Here is a 21,664-nt window from a genome sequence, read left to right on the forward strand (position 1 = left end):
GCGCCGGCCCTTTCGCCCTGGGATTGGTCAGGTTTTGGTACCAATGCCGGTGCGATTAAACAATCTGCCAATTTGCAAAAGGGCACGCCGGGGCGGGGGATTGCGGCTCTGGGGGGGGCAGAGGTGACCACCAGCAAGGCTTGAGGCCATCGGGCCCGATCGGGGGCGGATGACGCTCAGGCGCCAGGGATTCAATCAGAAGGATGGGCCGCGGTGGCGGACTGTTGCGGCATTCCCCTGAGGCGGCGGCGACCGGCGGAGTAGGCCCCCGTCGCCCCCCCCTCCGTGTCAGGCGCGATGCGCGCCATCCGCCAGGGTTTTAACATAGGCCAGGACCTCATCCACCGGTTTGCCGCTGGCGATCTGCGACACGATGGCCGAGCCCACCACGGCGCCGTCGGCGACGCCGGCGATGGCCTGGGCGGTGTCCGGTGTCTTGATACCGAAGCCCACGATCACCGGCAGATCGGTTTGCCCCTTGATGCGGGCGACCTCGGGGGCGACATCGCCGGCCTGCGCCGAACCCGCTCCGGTGATGCCGGTGATCGAGACGTAATAAACGAAGCCTGAGGTGTTCTGCAGCACCTTCGGCAGCCGCTTGTCGTCTGTCGTGGGGGTGGCGAGGCGGATGAAGTTCAGCCCGGCCTCCTGCGCCGGCAGGCACAGTTCGGCGTCTTCCTCAGGGGGCAGGTCGACCACGATCAGCCCGTCGACACCGGCGGCCTTGGCTGCGTCGAGAAAGGCGGGAACGCCCATTGAATAGATCGGGTTGTAATATCCCATCAGCACGATCGGGGTGGTGTTGTCGGTTTTGCGGAACTCGGTGGCGAGCGCGAGGGTCTTCTTCAGCGTCATGCCCGCGTCGAGCGCGCGCTGGCCAGCGGCCTGGATGGTGGGCCCGTCCGCCATCGGATCGGTAAAGGGCAGGCCCAGTTCGATCACGTCGACGCCGGCACCGGGTAGGCCCTTGACGATTTCAAGCGAGGTCGCCTCATCCGGGTCGCCCGCCATCACATAGGCGACAAAGGCCTTTTTGCCCTGCGCCTTCAGCGCGGCGAATTTGGCGTCGATGCGGGTCATGGCTGGCCTCCGTCTGTGGGTCGGGCTTGGTTTGGCGAATACGCAGGGGGAAATCAATGCCAAAGGCCGGGTGGGGTGGACGAAATCCGGAGCGGGTTTCATCCTGTTTTCCGTGTGGGAAAGCGGTGGGGCATGCTTTTGGTCGGAGTTGCCCGGAAAACTGCATCGGACATCGCCGGCTTCCGGGCCGGAAACCGGCGATGTCCGAAGACGTCGCCCGTTGCAGAGTGGGCTCTGACCGCATAGAAGGCGCCGAAACCGATGATGCGGAGGGCCGAGATGGGCTTCAAGATGGGGATCGTGGGGCTGCCCAACGTGGGCAAGTCCACTCTGTTCAATGCGCTGACCAAGACGGCCGCCGCGCAGGCGGCGAATTTCCCGTTCTGCACGATCGAGCCCAACGTGGGTGAGGTCGCGGTGCCCGACGCGCGGCTCGACAAACTGGCCGAGGTGGCGGGCTCGAAGACCATCATTCCGACCCGGATGACCTTTGTCGACATCGCGGGCCTGGTGAAGGGCGCCTCGAAGGGCGAGGGCCTTGGTAACCAGTTCCTTGCCAATATCCGCGAGGTCGACGCGATCGCCCACGTCCTGCGCTGTTTCGAGGATGGCGACATCACCCATGTCGAGGGCCGGGTCGATCCGGTCGCCGATGCCGAGACCATCGAGACCGAGCTGATGCTGGCCGATCTCGAATCCATCGAGAAACGCCGCGCCAACCTGGTGCGCAAGCTGAAGGGCAACGACAAGGAAGCCCAGCAGCAGGATCGCCTTCTGGCCGCCGCCCAGGCCGCCATCGAGGACGGCAAGCCCGCCCGCACCGTCGAGGTCGATGCCGAGGACGCCCGCGCCTGGAAGCTGTTGCAACTGCTGACCACCAAGCCGGTCCTTTATGTTTGCAACGTCGCCGAGGAAGACGCCGCCGAGGGCAACGCCTTTTCCGCCGCCGTCGCCAAGATGGCCGCGGAACAGGGCAACGCCCATGTGGTGATCTCCGCCCGGATCGAGGAGGAGATCAGCCAGCTCGACGCCGAAGAGGCCGAGATGTTCCTGGGCGAGATGGGGCTGGAAGAGCCGGGGCTCGACCGGCTGATCCGTGCCGGCTATGAGCTGTTGCATCTGGAAACCTATTTCACCGTTGGCCCGAAAGAGGCCCGCGCCTGGACCATCCGCGCCGGGACCTCGGCGCCGCAGGCCGCTGGTGTGATCCACGGCGATTTCGAAAAGGGCTTCATCCGCGCCGAGACCATTGCCTATGACGATTTCGTCACCTGTGGCGGCGAGACGGGCGCCAAGGAGGCCGGCAAGATGCGGGCAGAGGGCAAGGGATACATCGTCAAGGACGGCGATGTGATGCACTTCCTGTTCAACACCTGATCCGTCACGATCCGATCGTGACCGCCCCGCGCGCCAACGTCTGGCGGCGGGGCTTTTGCGTGATCTCCCGGGCTTCTCCGCTTGCTGGGCGGATCGCGAGAACAGCCTTGGTGGTCTCGAATAAGTTCGAATTAGACGGTCCCTGGCACCCCGGGCCGAGTGAAACAGCTTGTCTGACCCCGGGGCGGGAGAAGCTTGTTTCCATCACGTAGGTTCACCGCCTCTGGCAGGGGAGTGGATCGGCACCATCGGCCAGGATCCCGACCCGAGATTGCATTGCGCTCAGGAAGGGGCGCGCGGCCGGAGCTGGTGACGCGCGCCGGACCGCGCCGCCGGTTCAAAGCTACGCCGCGCCGTCAGGTTTTCATCGGGTGGGGCGGTCGGGTGTTCTGTCAGGGAAATCGCTTTTTCATGTGTTTTTGGCCTTGTTCTTCCGCGCGGATGACTGATAGACGGGTCGACGGAGACGTGGCCGAGTGGTCGAAGGCGCTCCCCTGCTAAGGGAGTAGGCCCGGAAGGGTCTCGTGGGTTCGAATCCCATCGTCTCCGCCACCCACCATTGAAATCATTGATAAATTTGGCGAAGTCGGCGCGATGTTCATCTCGCAGTCCGTCAACTTATTTGCGCTTTGATGCGCCGAAGTGCATGTGGTGTTGGACGCGAATACATGCAGGACCAGCGACGTGGTCAGAAGGTCCGCGAAGATTCGGATAAACACGGCCTCTTGCTCGAGAGCTTCCTGCGGCGGTGGCGCGTTTTGTCGACCGTGGGCTGCCGTCGCGGCGTATCACCGCAAACCACCGCGATTGATGAACGTCATCCCGCTCAAAATCCGTTTGTGAGAGCGGCGGCTTTTCTGCGGAAAAGGGCAGGGGTTTATTTTTGCTTCAGTGACCCGGAAAAGCTGTCTCATGTTCAACGTCTCTTTCAGAGGCGGCGAACATGGCCTTCGCCCAAATTCAATGGAGGCCGAGCCTGGAAGACAGGGGGGGGCGGTCATGACCCGCGCCTGCGCGGATGGGGCTTCACGTTATGAGCGAGCGTGATAGACTGGCATGACTACAGAGGGGAGGGCCCGGCTCGGTCACCCCTCTGAGCGGGCAGAGCTCCCGGAAGGCGCAGAAATTTCCTGCGATTCAATGGATTATATGGCCTGAGTCCTGCACGATGTGGGGAGAGGCTTGAAAATATTGGCTAACGAAGACACCATGACATCCTCTTCTCTTCTCGAAATCAGGAAACGTGCCGTCACATTGCGGGCGCAGGGGCAATTTCTTGAAGCCGCAGAAACCTATGCTTTTGTGGCGGAAAGGCTTCCGTCAAGTAACGCCGGCCTGTTCGCCGCCTATGCGCTGCGCGATGCCGGAAAGCTCGAACAAGCCCGCCAGGCATTCGAAGCTTATGCAGAGGGGCATCCTGAGGACTTTGACGGTTGGGTGGGGCTTGGGACCTTCCTCAAGCGTCATGGACATTACGAAGCGGCGAGGGAGCCGTTGCGGCGTGCTCTGGCCATCCGGGAGGATGTGCCCGTCCGCAACGCCTATATTGCATCGCTCTGGCGTACAGGCGCCTTTGACCAGGCCCAAAAAGAGGGGCTGAAAAACCTGCAGAGAAAGCAGGAGCTGGCATTCGAGACGTTTTCGAACTCTCCCTTTAAGAACTACAAGCTGGCTGAAGGTGGGCGCGGGTTCGATCCCGAAAACCGCGAGAAAAACATCATTGCGTTCTCGCTTTGGGGCGATCGTCCCGAATATGTGACCGGCGCAATCGTGAATGCCCAGATCGCGCAGCATATTTATGTGCGCTGGACGCCTCGGTTCTATTGCGACACGACGGTTCCACATGATGCGCGCGAGGCTTTGAAAGCCTATGGTGCGCAGGTGGTTCTGATGACAAAGCCTGAACATGCCAGAATTCGGCCCATGTGGCGCTTTCTGGCTGCGGATGATCCCGATATCAATGTCTTCGTGTGTCGTGACTCGGATTCACGGCTGAATGCGAAGGAACTTCTTGCCGTCCACGATTGGGTCGAGTCCGGGAAGCGGTTTCATGTCATGAGGGACCACATCTATCATCATGAATTGATACTCGCCGGTATGTGGGGCGGGACGGCGGGCGTTTTGCCGAACCTGGGTGATTGGCTGAACAGTGCCTCTGCGTATTTCGATAACCGGTTCGGCGATCAGGCCTTCCTGGCGGATATGATCTGGCCGCTGATCCAGGGCGATGTGCGGATACATGACACGGCCTACGGTTTTCCCGATGGTACAGCGTTTCCCCGGGGCTATGACCTTCCTGGCTTGATCCATGTGGGGGGGGCGACGAAAACGATGCCGCATTGGTCAAAGTACGTTCAGATGCCGAAGCCCGAGCAGGCATGACCCAGGTTTTGTTATCTTGTTCTTTCGATTTCAGATTGAGACCTGTTTCTGGCGCGCTCAGGGGCAAGAGCAGCACGAAGGCCAGTAAACAATGGACAACCGTATCTGGGATGGTCGGCAGAATTGCCGGAGACGGGTCTTTCCGCCGATCCTGAGGGGCAGGACCTCGTGATTTTTGGGGGGAGGTCAGGCCGTTGCGTCCGAATGCTTCCGTGCGTGGGCAGGATATATTGTCCTCACCCCCAATGAGATCGTGGACTACGCACTTTCGACCGACAGGTCCGTCATCTGCCCCGCGCGCCCCGACAAGGCCGCTGCCGAGGGCATGACTTTTGTTCTGGACGCGATCGGCATCAGAGCCGGAGAGATTCATCCTGAACTCGATCCACCAGATGCCGGGACTGAACTCCTACTGCCAGCTCATGCTCTGACGGCTCTATAAATCGTCACAGCATGGTTCCCGTCGGGCCTAGACGGTGGTCTCCGCAATGAGGGGGATGAACGGGAAAGGCCCGCCCGACGAGAGCCCGCCCGACGAGAGCCCGCCGGATGACGGCGGTAGCGGGGAGCCTGGGGCGCGCGCTTTGGGTCGGGTGCAAATAGGGCCCGGGATAAAGGCCAAATCATCGCGGATTTCACCGGAATCGGACGGGTCCACGGAAGCAGGTCAGATGTGGAACCTGCCCGCGCTACCGCGTTTGCCGCCAGGCCGGGGCGCGTTCAGGCCGGTGCAGGTGATCGCTGTCCTCGCAGGGGGGAGAGGCCGGCGGTCAGGCTGTCTCTTCCAGTGGGATGACATCGACGGCCTGATGGCTTTCCTGGCCGCCGGCCGAGCGGATGGCGCCGCGGACCGGGGCCACATCGCCATAGTCGCGGCCATGACCGACAGTGATGTAATCGGTGCAGGCGTATTGGTCGTTGGTGGGATCAAATTCGATCCAGCCCATTTCCTGCCCGACCCAGGCGCGTACCCAGGCGTGCATCGCGTCTGCGCCTTCCAGCCGTGGCTGGCCCGGCGGTGGAAAAGTCCGCAGAAAGCCCGAGACATAGCCGGCAGGGATGCCGATGCCGCGCAAGGCGGCGATCATGATATGGGTGAAATCCTGACAGACCCCATGCCGGTTGGCGAAGGCCTCGGCCGGGGGGGTATCGACGGTGGTTGCCTCCGGATCGAAGCTCATGTCGCGGTTCAGCGCATGGCCCACGGCCTCGACCGCCTGCATTGCGGTCATCCCCGGACGTAGCAGGGCCCGGGCGTATTTCGTCGTTTCGATCATCGGCCCGACCATCTGCGAGGCGGCGCTGAAGTGATGCGGGGAGTCGGGAGCCAGGGAATGCTGTCCGGCCAGGTCCTGTGCCAGAGCCGCGAGTGGGGGCGACAGATCGAAAGGTTGCGGCGCAGCTATTCGTTCGACCTGAGCACTCAGGCTCAGCTCAACGGCCTCGATCGGCTGGTGCCAGGCCACGATGCTGGTGGCATTGCCGAAGAAATCCACCCGGTCGTGACGTTCGTCCGGTCGCGGCGTGACCTCAAGCAGGCGTCGGGGCACCCGCTGCAGGCCGGGCATGTCCGAAGGCAGTAGTCGCAGGATGTTGCGGGCCCGGTCCGAGGTCGCTTTGTAGCTGTAGCCGATCGTCAGCTTGATATCGTAGAGCATCGGATCACCGCAGATAAGAGGTGGAAAGTCGGTCGGAAATCACCGCCAGCTCGTCGCGCAGGCGCCACAGGCGTTCGGTGGTGATCTCGGCCGGGTTGGCGCAGGCGATTTCGGCCTCGAGCGGCAGGATCGCGCGCAACAGGTGCGACGGTCGGCCATGCACCTGGGCTCCGGGCAGCGCCTCGGCCAGTTGCCGCAGGCGCCGGATCATGAACAGCAGCGCCCGCGGATTGTCAGCGTCGAGCGCCAGCAGATCGACCACGGTGTCGCGGTTGGTCTCGACCCGGAACCGCCGCTGATGGGTGATCACACTGTCGCCCACCTCGACCGCCAGGTCGAGCGAGCCCTGCGGCGCCTCTTCGGCGGTGAAGACCGCCAGCAGCGAGGCCATGGCATCCGCCCGTTCCAGCGCGCGGCCGAGGCTGAGGAAATGCCAGCCGGAAAACCGGTACATGTTTTCATGCACCAGGCCGGTGATGCCGGCGATCTTGCGTACCAGAACCGACATGGCGCGGGCGCAGTCGTCGCCGGGCTGTGCGGTGCCGGTCATCCGGCTGGTGGTTTTCAGCAGGTCGTTCAGCGCGGCCCAGCCATCGGTGGAAAACCGGTCGCGCACCTTGCCGGCGCAGGCCCGGGCCGAGGCGATCCGGCCGATCAGCGCCTCGGGGATGGTCTGCGACAGATCGAACCCATAACCCTTGAGGTAGCTGCGCAGCGCCTTCAGCCGGGGATCGTTGCGGTTGTCGGTCTCGGCCAGGCGCAGGTGATAGGCGCGGATCAGCCGGACGGCATCCTCGGTTCGTTCCAGATAACGGCCCAGCCAATAGAGGTTATCCGCCGCCCGTGCCGGCAGGATACCGGGGGCGGCCCGGCGGTAATCGCGCCCCTCGGGCTGGCTGGGCACGTTGCGGTGGACCGGGCGGTCCGAGACCACCCAGACATCGGCGACCGAGCCGCCGCGCTGCATCGCAAGCGCAGTGGTATCCTCGGGGCGACCGATGCGGGCATAGCCGCCCTTCATGAACTGCCAGCCGGTTTCGGTCCGGGCGGCGAAGACGCGTACTGTCATCGGGCAGGGCACTACCCGGCCGCTGCCACTGCTGCCGTCGGCCTCGATTTCTTCTTCCCAGGCGGGGGTGGTCGACAGGGTGACCGCTTCCTGGCCGACCAGCCGGTCGCCGGCGCGTTCCAGCCATTCGGCGATCGACCCGGCTGCCTCGCCCTTGAACTGACCGCCGAGCGCTATGGTGGCGCCCAGATCGAACGGCAGGTCGACCGAATCCGCCGGACCGATCAACATGTTCTGGGCATTGTCGCGCACCCAGGTGCGTTCGGGGGCGCCGCCGCACCACCAGGTGGCAATATTGGGCAGCTTGAGCGGCTGGCCCATCAGCACCTCGGATATCCGCGGCAGGAAGGCCATCATCGCCCGCATTTCCAAGATGCCTGACCCCAGCGCGTTCGCCATGGCGAGATTACCGGCACGCACCGCTTCCATCAGCCCCGGCGTGCCGATGTGAGAACTGTGATCGAACTCCAACGGGTCGGCAAAGCTGGCGTCGATTCGGCGCCAGAGCATGCCCAGGGGTTTCGGCCCCTCGATGGTGCGCACCATCGCTTCACCGTTCTCGACCAGCAGATCCTCACCCTCAAGCAGCATCATGCCGAGATAGCGGGCGATATAGGTATGTTCGTAATAGGTATCGTTCGAAGGCCCCGGCGTCAGGATGCCGCCGGTGCGCGGCGTTTCGAACCGGGGCGAGGCCAGCGTCTCCATCGCGTCGCGGAAACTGCTGAAGAAGCCGGCGAGCTTGTGGATATAGGCGCGCGGGAAGCGTTCGGGAAAAATCCGTCCGGTCGCCATCCGGTTTTCCAAGGCAAAGCCCGCGCCCGAGGGCGCTTGGGTCCGGTCGCCCAGCACGAACCACGACCCGTCAGGCGACCGGCCGATCTCGAAGGCGAGGAAATGCAGATAATGCCCGCCGCGCGGAGGTACGCCCACCATCGGGCGCAGCCAATGCGGCGACCGCGCCACCAGTTCCGCCGGCAGATGATTGTCGGCAACAAGCTGCGCGGGGCCATAGAGATCGGCCATCACCAGTTCGAGCAGATCGGCGCGCTGCGTCAGCCCCGCGCAGATCTGGGTCCACTCGTCTTCGTGCAGGATCACCGGGATATGGCTCAGCGGCCAGTCTCGCTCCACCAGGGGGTCGGTGGAATACTGGCGAAAGAAGACGCCGGCATCGCGCAGATACTGGTTGCCTTTCTCGAACCGCGTGCGCACCTCCTCGGGGCTGAGCCGTGCGAAGCGATCCACGAAACGGCGCCAGACCGGTCGCATCTTGCCGTTCTCGTCGAACAACTCGTCGGCTACACCGGGATGCTGCCGGTAATCGGCGAAAAAATCCGGCGCGAAGATGTCTTGCTGGGCACCAGGGGGCATGATGATCTCTCAGTGGTCCCATTCAGAAAATCAAGGCAGTCCGATGGGCCTTCGCAGGTCCAGCGTCAAGGGAAATTCCGGGTGCGGCACCTCAGGCGCCGGCACGTAATTGCCCGCACTATGCCCGAAGGGTTCGAACCGCGCCAGCCGCCGCGCCTCGGCTTCGTTGCCATTGACCGGGAAGGTGTCATAGCTGCGCCCGCCCGGATGGGCGACGTGATAGGTGCAGCCGGCGATCGCCCGACCGGTCCAATCGTCGTAAATGTCAAAAGTTAAGGGCGCGTTGATCGGCAAGGTCGGATGCAGCGCCTCGGGCGGCTGCCAGGCCTTGAACCGGACGCCGGCGACCGATGTGCCGGCGTCCTGCGTGCGGGCCAGCGGCACCGGACGACGGTTGCACATGACGCGATAGCGATCCTGATGCAGCGAGGTCAGCTTGACCTGCAGTCGTTCGACCGAGCTGTCGGTATAGCGCACGGTGCCGCCGATGGCGCCGGTCTCGCCCAGCACGTGCCAGGGTTCCAAGGCCTGGCGCAGCTCCAGATGCGTGCCCTCGACCTCGATCTGGCCGCAGAAGGGGAAACGGAATTCGGATTGCGCCACGAACCATTCCGGGTCCATCTCGAACCCGTGGTGTTTCAGATCGGAGAGCACCGACATGAAGTCTTCCCAGATGAAATGCGGCAGCATGAACCGATCGTGCAGAACCGTACCCCAACGCACCGGGCGGCCTTCGACCGGAGCGGCCCAGCAGCGCGCAATGATGGCGCGCAGCAGCAACTGCTGGGCCAGCGACATGCGCGGTTCGGGCGGCATCTCGAAGCCGCGGAACTCCACCAGCCCCAGCCGACCGGTGGGCCCGTCGGGGGAATAGAGCTTGTCGATACAGATCTCGGCCCGGTGGGTGTTGCCGGTGACGTCGATCAGAATGTTTCTCAGCAGCCGGTCGGTCAGCCAGGGTGGGGTCTGCATATCCGGGCTGATCTGGCTCAGTGCGATTTCCAGCTCGTAAAGGCTATCGTGGCGCGCCTCGTCGATCCGCGGCGCCTGGGATGTCGGGCCGATGAAGAGACCGGAGAAGAGATAGGACAGAGACGGATGGCGCTGCCATGTCAGGATCAGCGATTTCAGCAGATCGGGGCGGCGCAGGAACGGGCTGTCATTCGGCGTCTCGCCGCCCACCACCACATGGTTGCCGCCGCCGGTGCCGGTATGACGGCCGTCGATCATGAACTTGTCGGCACCAAGACGGGAGAGCCGCGCCTCTTCATAGATCGCCTCGGTGGTGGCGACACAATCCTCCCAGCTATAGGCGGGGTGGATGTTCACCTCGATCACACCCGGATCGGGGGCGACGCGGATCACGTTCAATCGCGGATCATGCGGCGGGGCGTAGCCTTCGATATGGATCGGCAATTGCAGATCCGCCGCCGTCTCTTCGGCCGTGGCGAGCAGGTCGAGGTAATCCTCCAGGGTCTCGCAGGGTGGCATGAACAGGCAAAGCCGGCCGTCGCGGGGTTCGATCGCGATGGCGGTGCGCACGGCGCCGCCGGCGGGGTCGATGCCCTGCGCCATGATCTGCTGCCGCTCAGCCGTCTCGGATTGCGCCTCGGACACCGGCTGGAGGTGGCCCGCGCTGACATCGGGCATCAGTTCGGCCTGTTCGGTGGCCTCGCGCGCGGCGCGGGCCGCCTCCTCGGCGGCAAGCCGGTCGATCTCCGCCTGAATGCGTCTGCGCCGTTCGTCCATCGCGACGTGGAAATCCGGCAAGGGCGCGCGCTCCACCGTGGGATCGGTGGGATAGGAATAGGGATAGGCCGAGGGCGCCACATAGGGCAGAGATCCCAGTGGCAAACGGAAACCCACTGGGCTGTCGCCGGGGATCAGGAACAGATGCCCGCGCCGGCCACGCCAGAGTTCAGACTGCCAACGTCGGCCCGAGGCGCGCGACTGCCAGGCCTGAATCGGCAGGATATAGCCTGCCGGTTCCGTCAGACCTCGTTCGAACACCCGGGCGAAACGCGCGCGATCCTCCGGGTTCTTCAGCTTGGAGTTCTCGGGCGCCACATTCGGCGGCAGCATCGCCTCCTTCAGGATCCATTCGCCCGGATCTTCGTAGGCCGGCTGGGCACAGTCTGGATCGACGCCGAGGTTTTCGGCGAATTTCGTCATGAAGGCCCCGGCATCCTCGGCGGTGGCCGGCGCCGGCAGGTTCTCCCGGGCGATCAGGTCGGGGTTCTTCCACACCGGCTTGCCGTCGCGCCGCCAATACAGCGAGAAGGTCCAGCGCGGCAGGCTTTCGCCGGGATACCATTTGCCCTGACCGTAATGCAGGAACCCACCAGGGGCGAAACGGTCACGCAGCCGGCGGATCAGCTCATCCGCCAGCCCGCGTTTCTGCGGCCCCACTGCGGCGGTGTTCCACTCGTCGCTTTCGAAATCGTCGATCGACACGAAGGTTGGCTCGCCCCCCATGGTCAGGCGCACATCGCCGGCGATCAGCGCAGCATCGACCTTTTGGCCGAGCGCATTCAGCCGCTCCCAGGCGTCATCGGAAAACGGTTTGGTGATGCGCGGATGTTCCGCCACGCGCACCACCTGCATGTCGAAATCGAAGCTCACTTCGGGGGTGCCGACTGCCGAAAACCCGCCGGCGATGGGCGCGGCGTTGCGGTAATGCGGCGTTGCGGCCAGTGGGATATGGCTTTCCCCGGTCAAGAGGCCTGAGGTCGGATCCAGCCCGATCCAGCCGGCACCGGGAATGAAGACCTCGCACCAGGCGTGCAGATCGGTGAAATCGTGATCGGTGCCGGACGGACCGTCGAGCGCCTGAACATCCGGTTTCAGCTGGATCAGATAGCCCGAGACGAAGCGCGCGGCAAAGCCCAGGTGTCGCAGCACCTGCACCAGCAGCCAGCTTGAATCGCGGCAGGACCCCGATTGTTTCTCAAGCGTCTCGTCCGGGGTCTGCACCCCGGGCTCCATCCGGATGGTGTAGTTGACGTGATTGGCGATCCGGGCGTTCAGCGCCACCAGGAAATCCACCGTCCGCATCTTCTTGAAGTCGATCGAGCCGATGAATTGCGCCAGCAACGGGCCTTCGGGCTCGGGCGTGCGATAGATCACCAGATCGTCCTTCAGATCATCCGGATAGTCGAAAGGCCAGTATTCCGCGCTTTCCTCGACGAAGAAGTCGAAAGGGTTATAGACGGTCATGTCGGCGACCAGATCGACCTCGATCCTGAATTCGGTCACCGGCTCGGGAAAGACGAAGCGGGCCTGCCAGTTGCCATAAGGGTCTTGCTGGTGATTGACGAAGTGATCGGCCGGCGTGACCTTCAACGAATGAGAGATCACCCGAGTGCGCGAATGCGGCGCCGGGCGCAGGCGGATGATCTGCGGGCCCAGCGTCACCGGACGGTCGTATGTGTAATGGGTGACGTGGTGGATGGATGCGTAAATCGCCATGATGCCTCGTTCTGTCCCTGCGCCGGCGGGTGGGTTTCGCCCCGCTCTTCCCCGAGAATAGAAACCAGTGGGGACCGCTTCCTAGAGGCAGGCTAATGCCAACCCCGCACAGGGACGTAAAAAAACATCGCGATTGAGTATTTTTTCGGCAGTTTGTCGATCCCTCTGCTGCACGACGCCGAAAGGGGGGGCGTAAATCGGCTGGTCGGCAGACCTCTGGGGATGTTCGCGACGCCGTCATGCGGGCATGGCTCCGCTGGCGTCGTGATCAGGCCAGGACCTCGGCATCAATGGGGCGTAGGCTGATCGATCCGACCGGGTCCGCCCCTGCACGCAGCAGCCCGGGGGCATGGTTCGATAGACGCCGGGGCACCGGCAAAGCCGTTACGCGGATCGACGATCTCGGGCAGCCAGTCGTTGCCGGAGAACGGGGGCGGGCCTGCGTGGCGCTGCGTAAATTTGATGCTGTCCTTTTTGCAGATCGTCGAGATTTTTTCCATTTTCCCGTGTCACTCTGGAACTCAATCGCGCGGCGTGGGCAAACTCGCGCCAGAGCGAGCAACCGGCGGGGCGATAGGGGAATGACTGAATTGATGACCACAACGGCCCCGGCTGACCCGGGCCCTTTTGCCCGCACTCTTGATGAGCTTAGCCAGCGCGCACGTGACGAGATCACCTATCTTGGCGAGGATACTCCGAACTGGGTGCCGCCGCGTCCGGGCAGCGATGTCGATGTTTTGGTGGTTGGCGGTGGCCAAAGCGGCATGGCGGTGGCCTTTCTTCTGCGTCGGGCGGGGATCGGCCGGGTGCGGATCGTCGATGCCGCGCCTCGGGGGCAGGAAGGCGTCTGGTTGACGACGGCGCGGATGCAGACGCTCAGAAGCACCAAGACCCTGCCGGGCCCCGAGCTGGGCATCGCTGCGCTGAGTTTTCGGGCCTGGTTCGAAACCGTTCATGGCCGGCGGGCCTATGCGCTGCTGGAGCGCGCCAGCCGTGCAGATTGGGCGACCTATCTGGCCTGGTATCGGCATACGCTGGGCATCGAGGTCGTGAATGATACCAAAGTCACCGCGATCCGGCCCGGCCCCTCGGGACTGGAGGTGGAGCTGCTCTGTGATGGCCGGGCCGACATCTGTGTCGCGCGCAAGATCGTTCTGGCCACCGGCATGGGCGGAGCGGGACGGATGTTCATCCCCGAGACGATCTCCGCCGGGCTTGACCCGTCGCTTTACGCCCATACCGATATGGCGATCGACTTTGCCGCATTGCGTGGCAAGAGGATCGGCGTTCTGGGGGCGGCCTCTTCCGCCTTCGACGTTGCCGCCACCGCGCTGGAACGTGGCGCGGCACGGGTTGATCTGTTCTGCCGGCATGACGATCTCAATCGCGTCACCCCTATCAAGGGAATGTCCTATGCCGGGGTGATGGATCATTATTTCGATCTGCCCGATGCCCGGAAATGGGAGCTGATGCGCCACTTCTATGCTCGGGCCGCCGGTCCCATCGCCAACACCGTCCGACGGGCGACCAGGCAGGAGGATTTCCACCTTCATTTCGGTCAGGGGTGGCAATCGCTTCGCCAGGAGGGCGAGGAGGCGGTGGTGACGACCGACGCGGGAGTTGACCGGTTCGATTTCGTCATCGCCGGCACCGGCTACAGGCCAGAGCTGATCGCCCGGCCCGAGCTGGCGGCGCTGGCGGATCGGATCGCGCTCTGGTCCGACCGGTTTTCCCCGCCCGCAGGGCAGGAGGCGCCGGGGCTTGCATCCTATCCCTATCTGGGGGCGGGGTTCGAATTTCAGACGCGCGTTCCAGGCAGCTTGCCGGCGCTGGGCGATATCCATTGTTTCAACTTTGGTGCCAGCATGAGCCATGGCCGCGCGGTGGGGGAAATCGCCAGCCTGCGTCATGGAGTGCCCCGGCTGGTGCGGGCGATTGGCCGCGATCTGTTCCTGAGCGACTGGCCCGGTCACCGAGAGCGGCTGTTGTCCTATGACAGTCCGGACTTGACCGGTGAGGAATACGGCCGCGCCTGACCGGGTGGCGTATCGCCCAGCTTGGGGCGACCATACGGCATATGGGAACAAACAGGGGTTGCACCACCGCCTCGACAGGGTCAGACCGTGAGCGGAGGACGGGGCAGAGCCCCCGCGATGAAGGAGAGTTGGACATGGATTTTCAGAACACCGCCATTCTGGGGGCCGGCACCATCGGCATGAGCTGGGCCGCGCTTTTCGCGGCCTCGGGTCGCAAGGTGGCGATCTATGACCCGGCGCCCGCCGCTGAGGCGCATGTGGCCCATTTCTTCGAGACCTCGGCCGAGACCCTGCGCAAGCTGGGTTGGGAACAGGCCGGCGATACCAGTGGCTTGCGCTTCACCACCGATCCGGCCGAGGCGGTGGCGGGTGCCGATTTCATCCAGGAAAGCGTGCCCGAGCGAATGGCGATCAAGCATGATCTCTATCGCGCCATTGAACCGGCGCTGGCCAAGGGGGCGATCATCGGCACCTCGACCTCCGGGTTGAAGCTGTCCGAATTGCAAGAGGGGTTCGAAAATCCCGGCCGGCTGGTGCTGGCGCATCCCTTCAATCCGCCGCATCTGATCCCGCTGGTCGAGATGCTGGCGAACGATCGCACGGATTCCGACGTGTTGGATGTGGCGCAGGGGTTTTACGAAAGCCTCGGCAAGGTCTGCGTGCGGCTGCACAAGGAGGTGCCGGGCCATATCGCCAACCGGCTGCAGGCGGCGATATGGCGCGAGGCGATCAACCTGGCGGTCGAGGGGGTCGCCAGCGTTGGCGATATCGACAAGGCGGTGACCTATGGGCCTGGGCTGCGCTGGGCGGCGATGGGGCCCTCCTGCCTGTTCCATCTGGGCGGCGGCGAGGGCGGCATCCGCGCCTTCTGCGATCACCTCGGCCCGGCGCTGAAAACCTGGTGGGACGATCTGGGCCACCCCGATCTGACCCCCGCCGTGGTCGACACGCTGGAGGCCGGGGTTCGTGAGGAAACTCATGGTCAGTCACTGGATGAACTCGCTGCGCGGCGGGACGATCTGGTGCTGAGCTATATCCGCAAGCTGACGGACAAAGAGTGAGATCTTAACTGACTACGAAGCCCTCGGGCCGGAAGCGGGCCATCGCCTCCGGTCCGCGCGGGGCGAGATCATAAAGGGATGCGGGCGCGCAGATAGCAGCGCCCTTGCTTGCTGTGAAGCGCGATCACCTGGCGTGTCTTCTGGTCGAAGTCCGTTGGACATGCCGCGCCAGTGTGGGAGATGGCTTCGGCGGTTGGCACAGCTCAGGGGGGCCGGGCTCAGGTCGTCGCCGTCGATCAATACCGCGATCCGCCGGTCTCTCTTTATCCTCCTGCCGGAGCCTCACCACTGGACAGAGGGCACAGCGGGAAAACCGGCCAAAAGTTGGGCGGTAAGGCGGTCAATCTCCCTTAGGTGTCGGCTTTCCGTTCTGCGTCGCTTGTTGGTAGCGGCTTGTTGGGGTGATGCGCGGGCGGCGGTGCGGCAAAGCCATGGATGCGACAGCCGCAAGGTGGCCTATGGGCTGATCGGGGTTTGAATTGGCGATGCCTGGGGCGCGATGTCATCCGGTGCCGGCCTTTTTCTGTTGAGAGAGCGCGCGCGCCGGCTATGGTTTCAGCCAAACGATCAAGGGGCGCCCGGATGCCGGAACTAACTGAAACCGATCTGCATGAATTGGGCTATCTGCTGCCGGCGCGTCCCGGCATGGCCGAGGCCGAGGTGCAGACGCCCTGCCTGATCGTCGATCTCGACGCTTTCGACCGCAACCTGATCCGGATGCGGGACTTTTGCAGGTCGATCGGTATCGCTCTGCGGCCCCATGCCAAGACCCACAAATGCCCGGAGATCGCCCGCCACCAGATCGGCCATGGCGCGGTGGGCATCTGCTGCCAGAAACTATCGGAGGCAGAGCATTTCGCCCGCGCCGGCATCCCCGATATCCTTCTGTCCAATGAAATCCGCGATCCGGTCAAGATCGACCGTCTGGCGCGGCTGCCGGGGCTTGGCACCCGGATCACCTGTTGCATCGACGATATCGATAATGTCGCAGAGCTTTCGGCGGCGGTGACGCGCCACGGCACCACGCTCGACTGCCTGGTCGAGATCGACTGTGGCGCCGGGCGCTGCGGTGTGACCACCCCGGCGGAGGCGGTGGCGATCGCCCGGGCCATCGCGGTGGCGCCGGGGCTGTCGTTTCGCGGCATTCAGGCCTATCAGGGATCGCTGCAGCATATCTATGATTACGCCAGCCGGGCGGCGCAGGCGGAACGCTCCATCGCCATCGCCCGCGAGACCGTCGCGGCGCTGGCGGCGGCGGGGCTGGAGTGTGCCACGGTCACCGGTGCCGGCACCGGGAGCTTTCCGTTCGAGGCGGCCTCCGGCGTCTATACCGAACTGCAATGCGGCTCCTACATCTTCATGGATGCGGATTATGGCAAGGTGCTGGATGCTGCGGGGGACAGGCTCGATGCCGGCGGCTTCGAGAATGCGCTGTTCCTGCTGACATCGGTGATGAGCCACGCCAAACCCGGCAAGGCGGTCTGCGATGCCGGGCTCAAGGCGCAATCGGTCGACAGCGGGCTGCCGGTGGTCTTCGGGCGCTCCGATGTGACCTATACCGCCTGTTCCGATGAACATGGCGAGATCGCCGATCCTGACGATGCACTCAAGATAAACGACAGGCTGCGGCTTGTGCCGGGGCATTGCGATCCCACCTGCAACCTGCACGACTGGTTTGTGGGCATTCGCGACGGCCGGGTCGCAACGCTCTGGCGGATCACCGCGCGCGGTCCGGGGCTCTGACAAACGCGGGGGGCGCTCATCTGCCCCAGTGACGACGGGTCGTGTCCGGTTACTTGTGAGGCTCGGGAAAATCGACCGGGCCGCCCTGGTCCGCCCAGGTCGCGAAGCCTTCGCGCAGATGGGCGCATTCGAACCCCATGTCGTTCAGCGTCGCCGTGCTGAGCGCCGAGCGCCAGCCCGAGGCGCAGTGAAATACGAATTTTCTGTCTTCACCGAAGATCGGTTTAAAATAGGGGCTGTCGGGGTCGATCCAGAATTCGACCATGCCGCGCGGGCAGTGGACGCTGCCGGGGATGAAGCCCGAACGTTGCCGTTCGCGCACGTCGCGCAGATCGACGACCACCACATTGGGGTCGTCGAGCATGGCGATCAGTTCCCTGGTCTCGATCTCCTCGATCCGGGCGCGGGCGTTCTTCACCATTTCGCTGACTGGGGTTGTCAGTTTGACCATTTGCGTCCTCCCTTTGTTATCGCTGCCCGGGGACGGCGGAGCCGGCGAAATGGCACCGTACCTGCCGGCCGCCGGGTTGCCCGGTCAATGCGGGCTCGGCCTGGGCGCAGAATGCCTGCTGTGCCGGGCAACGTCCATAAAGTCGGCAGCGGCTGCCGTCGGGGGCGATCGGGCTTTGTGGTTCTCCGTCCAGCCTGATCCGCTGGCCGCCGGCCCTGCCGCGCAGGGTCGGGATCGCTGACAGCAGGGCCCGGGTATAGGGGTGCGCCGGGTCGCGGAACAGCGCATCTGTCGGGCCGCTTTCCACGATCTGGCCCAGATACATCACCATGATTCGACTGCACAGCAGACGCACCACGTTCAGATCGTGGCTGACGAACAACAACGCCACGCCCCGATCCCGGCGGATCTTGTCCAACAGTTGCAGCACCGTCGCCTGCACCGATACGTCGAGCGCCGAGGTCGGTTCGTCCAGTATCAGAAGCCGGGGGGTGACCACCATGGCGCGCGCGATGCCGACACGCGCCTTCTCCCCGCCGGAGAGCTGATGCGGAAACCTGCTCAGCAGGTCCAGCGGCAGGTTGACCGACCTGGCCGCAGCCTCGACCTTGGCGATCAGCTCGGCGCGGGAGTGGGGTGGTTTCAATTGCCGCAGCGGATCGGCGATCAGGTCGAAGCTGTTGAACCGCGGGTTGAGGCTGTCGGTCGGGTCCTGGAACACCATCTGGATGTCGCTGCGCATCGGCGATCTCGTGAAGGCCGCGGTGGACATGGTCGTCACCTCCCTGCCAGCGACGTATATTTGCCCCGCGCTGGGATCGAGCAGCCGGCAAAGCAGCCGCGCCAGGGTGGATTTGCCACAGCCGGATTCACCCACCAGCCCCAGCGCCTCGCCCGGGTGGATGGCGAGGGTCACGTCGTCGACCGCATGCAACCGCGCGGGCGCACGCCCGGGAAGCCGGCGTCGGCGGCTTTGCGCGAAATGCTTGCTCAGATGTTCGGCGGAGAGGATCGGGGGCAGGCTCACAGCGGCACCCTGCAGGCGACAAGATGGTTGGGGGCGATGCCCTCCAACCGCAGGCCGGGGATGTCGCAATCGGCATGATGGCGCGGGCAACGGTCGGCAAAGCGGCAGGGCGGCAGATCGGCGCGCCGTAGATCGGGCAACGATCCGGGGATGGCGCGCAGATCCTGGATACTGTCGACCAGCGAAGGCACGCTGCCCAGAAGGCCGGCGGTATAGGGATGGCGCGGGCGGGCGAAGAGCTCTGCCACAGGGGCGGTTTCGACCACATGGCCCGCGTGCATCACCACGATGCGGTCGCAATATTCCGAGGCGAGCGCCAGGTCGTGGGTGATCAGCAAAGTGGCAAGGTCTTTGGCGCGGGCGGTATCGCGGATCAGCTCCATGATCTCCGCCTGGGTGGTGACATCGAGCCCGGTGGTGGGCTCGTCTGCGATCAGCAGGTGCGGGTGGCAGGCCAGTGCGGCGGCGATGCCGATCCGCTGGCAGAGCCCGCCCGACAGCTCGAACGGATAGGCGCCCATCCGCCTTTCCGGATCGGGGATGCGGACCTGGCGCATCGCCTGCAGAACCTTTTCCTGCACCTCCGTCGGTGAGGCTGGGGTATGGCGGGCGATCACGTCGCCGATCTGCTGGCCGACCGTCCGGATCGGGTTCAACGCGGTGCGCGGGGTCTGGAAGATGATCGAGGCCTCCTTACCGCGCCAGAGGTCGCGCTCTCGGGTGCTCATCGCCATCACGTCGCGCCCCTGGACGCGGATGTCGCCCGACAGAACCCGGGCGGCCTTGTCGAGGAACCCCATGATCGCGAAGGCGGTGACCGATTTGCCTGATCCGCTTTCGCCGACGATGCCGACGATCTCGCCCGGGGCGATGTCGAAAGAGACATTCTCCAGCACATGGACGGTGCCGTGACGGCTGCGGAAGTCCAATGTCAGATCACGGACCGAGAGGAGAGGGTTGGCACTCATGTCCGGCTCCTCGGGTCGAGGCTGTCGCGCAGGGCGTCGCCCAGAAGGTTGAAGCAGAGGACGGCCAGCATCAGGGCAAGGCTGGGGAAGAGGAAGACCCACCATTGCCCCGAGGTGATGAAGCGGGCGCCCTCGGCCACCAGGATCCCCCATTCGGGCGTCGGCGGGCGCACCCCCATGCCGAGGAACGACAGACCGGCCGCGTTCAGCACCGCCCAGCCGAGGTTGACCGAGGCCTGGACCACCAGCGGCGACAGGATGTTCGGCAGCAGGAAGACCAGCAGGATGCGGGCGTGCCCCGATCCACCGACGCGGGCGGCCTCGACATAGCCCAGATGGCGGCGCACGCTGACCTCGGCCCGGGCCAGACGAATGTAGAACGGCAGGTTGATGATGGCGGTGGCATAGATCACGTTCATCACCGAATTGCCCAATGCGGCGACCATCGCCATCGCCAGCACGAACAGCGGGAAGGCCATCAGCACATCGACGAAGCGGCTGGTCACGGTGTCGACGAGACCGCCGAAATAACCCAGGACCACGCCGATCAGCGACCCGGCCACGCAGGACAGCCCCACCGCGCCGAAGGCGATTAGCATGTCGAGCCGAGTGGCCACCAGCACGCGGGAAAACACATCGCGGCCCAACTGATCGGTGCCGAACCAATAGGTGGCCGAGGGCGGCGTCAGCGCGTCCTGCGGATGGGTGGCCAGCGGGTCATGCGGCACCAGCAATGGCGCGAAGAGCGCGGCAAGAATCAGCAGGACGAAGAGACCAAAGGCGATCTGATGCAGCCGGTTCCCGGACAGGACATAGCCTAGCATGGACAGCCGGTCGCGCAGCCGGAAGGGGGAATAGGGCATCGCCATCAGTTCAGCCCCGCGCGCGGATCGACCAGCCCGGCCAGCAGGTCAGTGACAAGGTTCACGGCCAGGAAGATGCCGGCCATGATCAGCATGAAGGCCTGCAGCGGCGCGTAATCGAGCGAGATCAGGCTGTTCATCGCATAGGCGCCGATGCCGGGCCAGGCAAAGACCTTTTCCACCAGCACATTGGCCCCCAGCATGTAGGAAAACGTCATCCCCAGCGAGGTCACAACCGGCAGCATGGCGTTGCGAAAGGCATAGGTCATCACGATCTTGCGCCGGCTCAGCCCGTTGGCCCGGGCGGTGCGGATGAATTCGCTGGACAGCACGTTCAGCATCGAGGCCCGCGTCATCCGCGCCAGCGGTGCAAGGGCGAAGATCGCCATGGTGAGGCCCGGCAGCAGGATTTGCTTGAAGGCGGCCCAGGTGGTCGCCCAATCGCCCGCCAGCGGCCCGTCGATCAGCAGAAAGCCGGTGACAGTGGGCGGTTTGAACATGAAGGGGTCGAGCCGCCCGGTGGGTTCCGGCGCGACACCCAGGATGTAATAGAACAGATAGATCAGCAGCAGCCCGGTGACGAAGGTGGGCACTGACACCCCCATCGTCGCGATGATCCGGCAAAGCTGGTCGACCCAGGAGTCCGGCTTCAGCGCCGCCGCCACTCCCAGCGGGATCGACACGGCGATCGCCAGAAGGAAGGCAAAGACCGTCAGCTCGGCCGAGGCGGGCAGGCGGGTCAGCATCTCGGTCGCGACCGGCTGGCCGGTCGAGATCGACAGCCCCAGATCGCCGTGCCGGAGCGCGCCGAGATAGATCCAGAACTGGTCGATCAGCGATTTGTCGAGCCCGAGAGCCGCGCGGACCCGTTCGATATCCTCGGGCGACATCGCCGGGTTCGAGGCGAAGAATACCGCCGGATCGCCCGGCAGCACCCGGGTGATCAGGAAGGTGGCGATCAGCACCCCTGCGAGGGTGGGGACCGTGCTGAGGATACGCCAGACGATCCTGCTCATATGCGTGTCTCCCCTGGGTCGGTACAGGCAAAGCGGGGGCAGATCATGGCCGTGCCTTACCCTCTGGTTCTCACGGAAGAAAGATCAGATG

At 64.4% G+C, this 21,664-nt stretch carries 14 protein-coding genes and 1 tRNA gene; 6 read left to right on the forward strand and 9 right to left on the reverse strand.

The annotated features are described in order from the left end of the window. Positions 1-288 precede the first annotated feature (288 nt). Positions 289-1,080 carry a tryptophan synthase subunit alpha gene (trpA, locus tag G455_RS0111590; RefSeq protein ID WP_028093866.1) on the reverse strand — a complete coding sequence of 264 codons (792 nt, stop codon included), beginning with the start codon at positions 1,078-1,080 and terminating at the stop codon, positions 289-291. 279 nt (positions 1,081-1,359) lie between these two features. On the opposite strand from trpA, the gene ychF reads away from it, so the two are divergent. The 3 genes from ychF to G455_RS25590 all read left to right on the forward strand — a co-directional run bounded on the left by ychF (position 1,360) and on the right by G455_RS25590 (position 4,839). Continuing rightward, on the forward strand, positions 1,360-2,457 hold the full coding sequence (gene ychF / locus G455_RS0111595) for a redox-regulated ATPase YchF (RefSeq protein ID WP_028093867.1): 1,098 nt from the start codon (positions 1,360-1,362) through the stop codon (positions 2,455-2,457). A gap of 462 nt (positions 2,458-2,919) precedes the next feature. Continuing rightward, positions 2,920-3,009: transfer RNA gene (locus tag G455_RS0111600), tRNA-Ser, on the forward strand. A 630-nt stretch (positions 3,010-3,639) separates the two neighbouring features. After that, positions 3,640-4,839, forward strand: coding sequence for a tetratricopeptide repeat protein (locus G455_RS25590; RefSeq protein WP_154664373.1), 1,200 nt, complete (start codon positions 3,640-3,642; stop codon positions 4,837-4,839). Positions 4,840-5,609: 770 nt separating this feature from the next. On the opposite strand, the gene G455_RS0111615 is transcribed toward G455_RS25590, so the two are convergent. Genes G455_RS0111615 through G455_RS0111625 form a run of 3 tightly spaced genes read right to left on the reverse strand, consistent with a single transcriptional unit; the run spans position 5,610 to position 12,408 of the window. After that, positions 5,610-6,497 (reverse strand): transglutaminase family protein, encoded by an 888-nt coding sequence (locus tag G455_RS0111615; RefSeq protein WP_028093869.1) that lies wholly within the window; start codon positions 6,495-6,497, stop codon positions 5,610-5,612. Between the two features lie 4 nt (positions 6,498-6,501). Beyond that, the gene (locus G455_RS0111620) at positions 6,502-8,940 is read right to left on the reverse strand and encodes a circularly permuted type 2 ATP-grasp protein (RefSeq protein WP_028093870.1); all 2,439 of its coding nucleotides are present in this window, start codon (positions 8,938-8,940) and stop codon (positions 6,502-6,504) included. A gap of 30 nt (positions 8,941-8,970) precedes the next feature. Continuing rightward, complete coding sequence (locus tag G455_RS0111625) at positions 8,971-12,408, reverse strand: transglutaminase family protein (protein ID WP_028093871.1); 3,438 nt, start codon at positions 12,406-12,408, stop codon at positions 8,971-8,973. Positions 12,409-12,989: 581 nt separating this feature from the next. Between G455_RS0111625 and G455_RS23895 the strand changes: the two genes are divergently transcribed. The 3 genes from G455_RS23895 to G455_RS0111640 all read left to right on the forward strand — a co-directional run bounded on the left by G455_RS23895 (position 12,990) and on the right by G455_RS0111640 (position 17,248). Then, positions 12,990-14,444: an NAD(P)-binding domain-containing protein gene (locus G455_RS23895; RefSeq protein WP_161629390.1), complete on the forward strand. Its 1,455-nt coding sequence runs from the start codon at positions 12,990-12,992 to the stop codon at positions 14,442-14,444. Between the two features lie 134 nt (positions 14,445-14,578). Then, complete coding sequence (locus G455_RS0111635; RefSeq protein ID WP_028093872.1) at positions 14,579-15,505, forward strand: 3-hydroxyacyl-CoA dehydrogenase NAD-binding domain-containing protein; 927 nt, start codon at positions 14,579-14,581, stop codon at positions 15,503-15,505. A 582-nt stretch (positions 15,506-16,087) separates the two neighbouring features. Then, the gene (locus tag G455_RS0111640) at positions 16,088-17,248 is read left to right on the forward strand and encodes a DSD1 family PLP-dependent enzyme (RefSeq protein ID WP_028093873.1); all 1,161 of its coding nucleotides are present in this window, start codon (positions 16,088-16,090) and stop codon (positions 17,246-17,248) included. Between the two features lie 49 nt (positions 17,249-17,297). On the opposite strand, the gene G455_RS0111645 is transcribed toward G455_RS0111640, so the two are convergent. The 5 genes from G455_RS0111645 to G455_RS0111665 are packed head-to-tail and all read right to left on the reverse strand — an operon-like array spanning position 17,298 to position 21,573. Continuing rightward, positions 17,298-17,699, reverse strand: a complete 402-nt coding sequence (locus tag G455_RS0111645) for a rhodanese-like domain-containing protein (protein ID WP_028093874.1) — start codon at positions 17,697-17,699, stop codon at positions 17,298-17,300. 16 nt (positions 17,700-17,715) lie between these two features. Next, entirely contained in the window at positions 17,716-18,726 is a 1,011-nt protein-coding gene (locus G455_RS23900) for an oligopeptide/dipeptide ABC transporter ATP-binding protein (protein WP_084437058.1), read from the reverse strand. Further along, on the reverse strand, positions 18,723-19,694 hold the full coding sequence (locus tag G455_RS0111655) for an ABC transporter ATP-binding protein (protein ID WP_028093875.1): 972 nt from the start codon (positions 19,692-19,694) through the stop codon (positions 18,723-18,725). Before G455_RS0111655 ends, G455_RS23900 begins: the two co-directional genes overlap by 4 nt. After that, a complete protein-coding gene (locus tag G455_RS0111660; protein ID WP_205620468.1) occupies positions 19,691-20,563 on the reverse strand; it encodes an ABC transporter permease in 873 nt (290 codons plus the stop codon). The genes G455_RS0111655 and G455_RS0111660 overlap by 4 nt, the downstream gene beginning before the upstream one ends. Beyond that, on the reverse strand, positions 20,563-21,573 hold the full coding sequence (locus G455_RS0111665; protein ID WP_028093877.1) for an ABC transporter permease: 1,011 nt from the start codon (positions 21,571-21,573) through the stop codon (positions 20,563-20,565). The genes G455_RS0111660 and G455_RS0111665 overlap by 1 nt, the downstream gene beginning before the upstream one ends. Positions 21,574-21,664: the final 91 nt, after the last annotated feature.

It is taken from the genome of Pseudodonghicola xiamenensis DSM 18339 (genome assembly GCF_000429365.1).
GTDB lineage: Bacteria > Pseudomonadota > Alphaproteobacteria > Rhodobacterales > Rhodobacteraceae > Pseudodonghicola > Pseudodonghicola xiamenensis.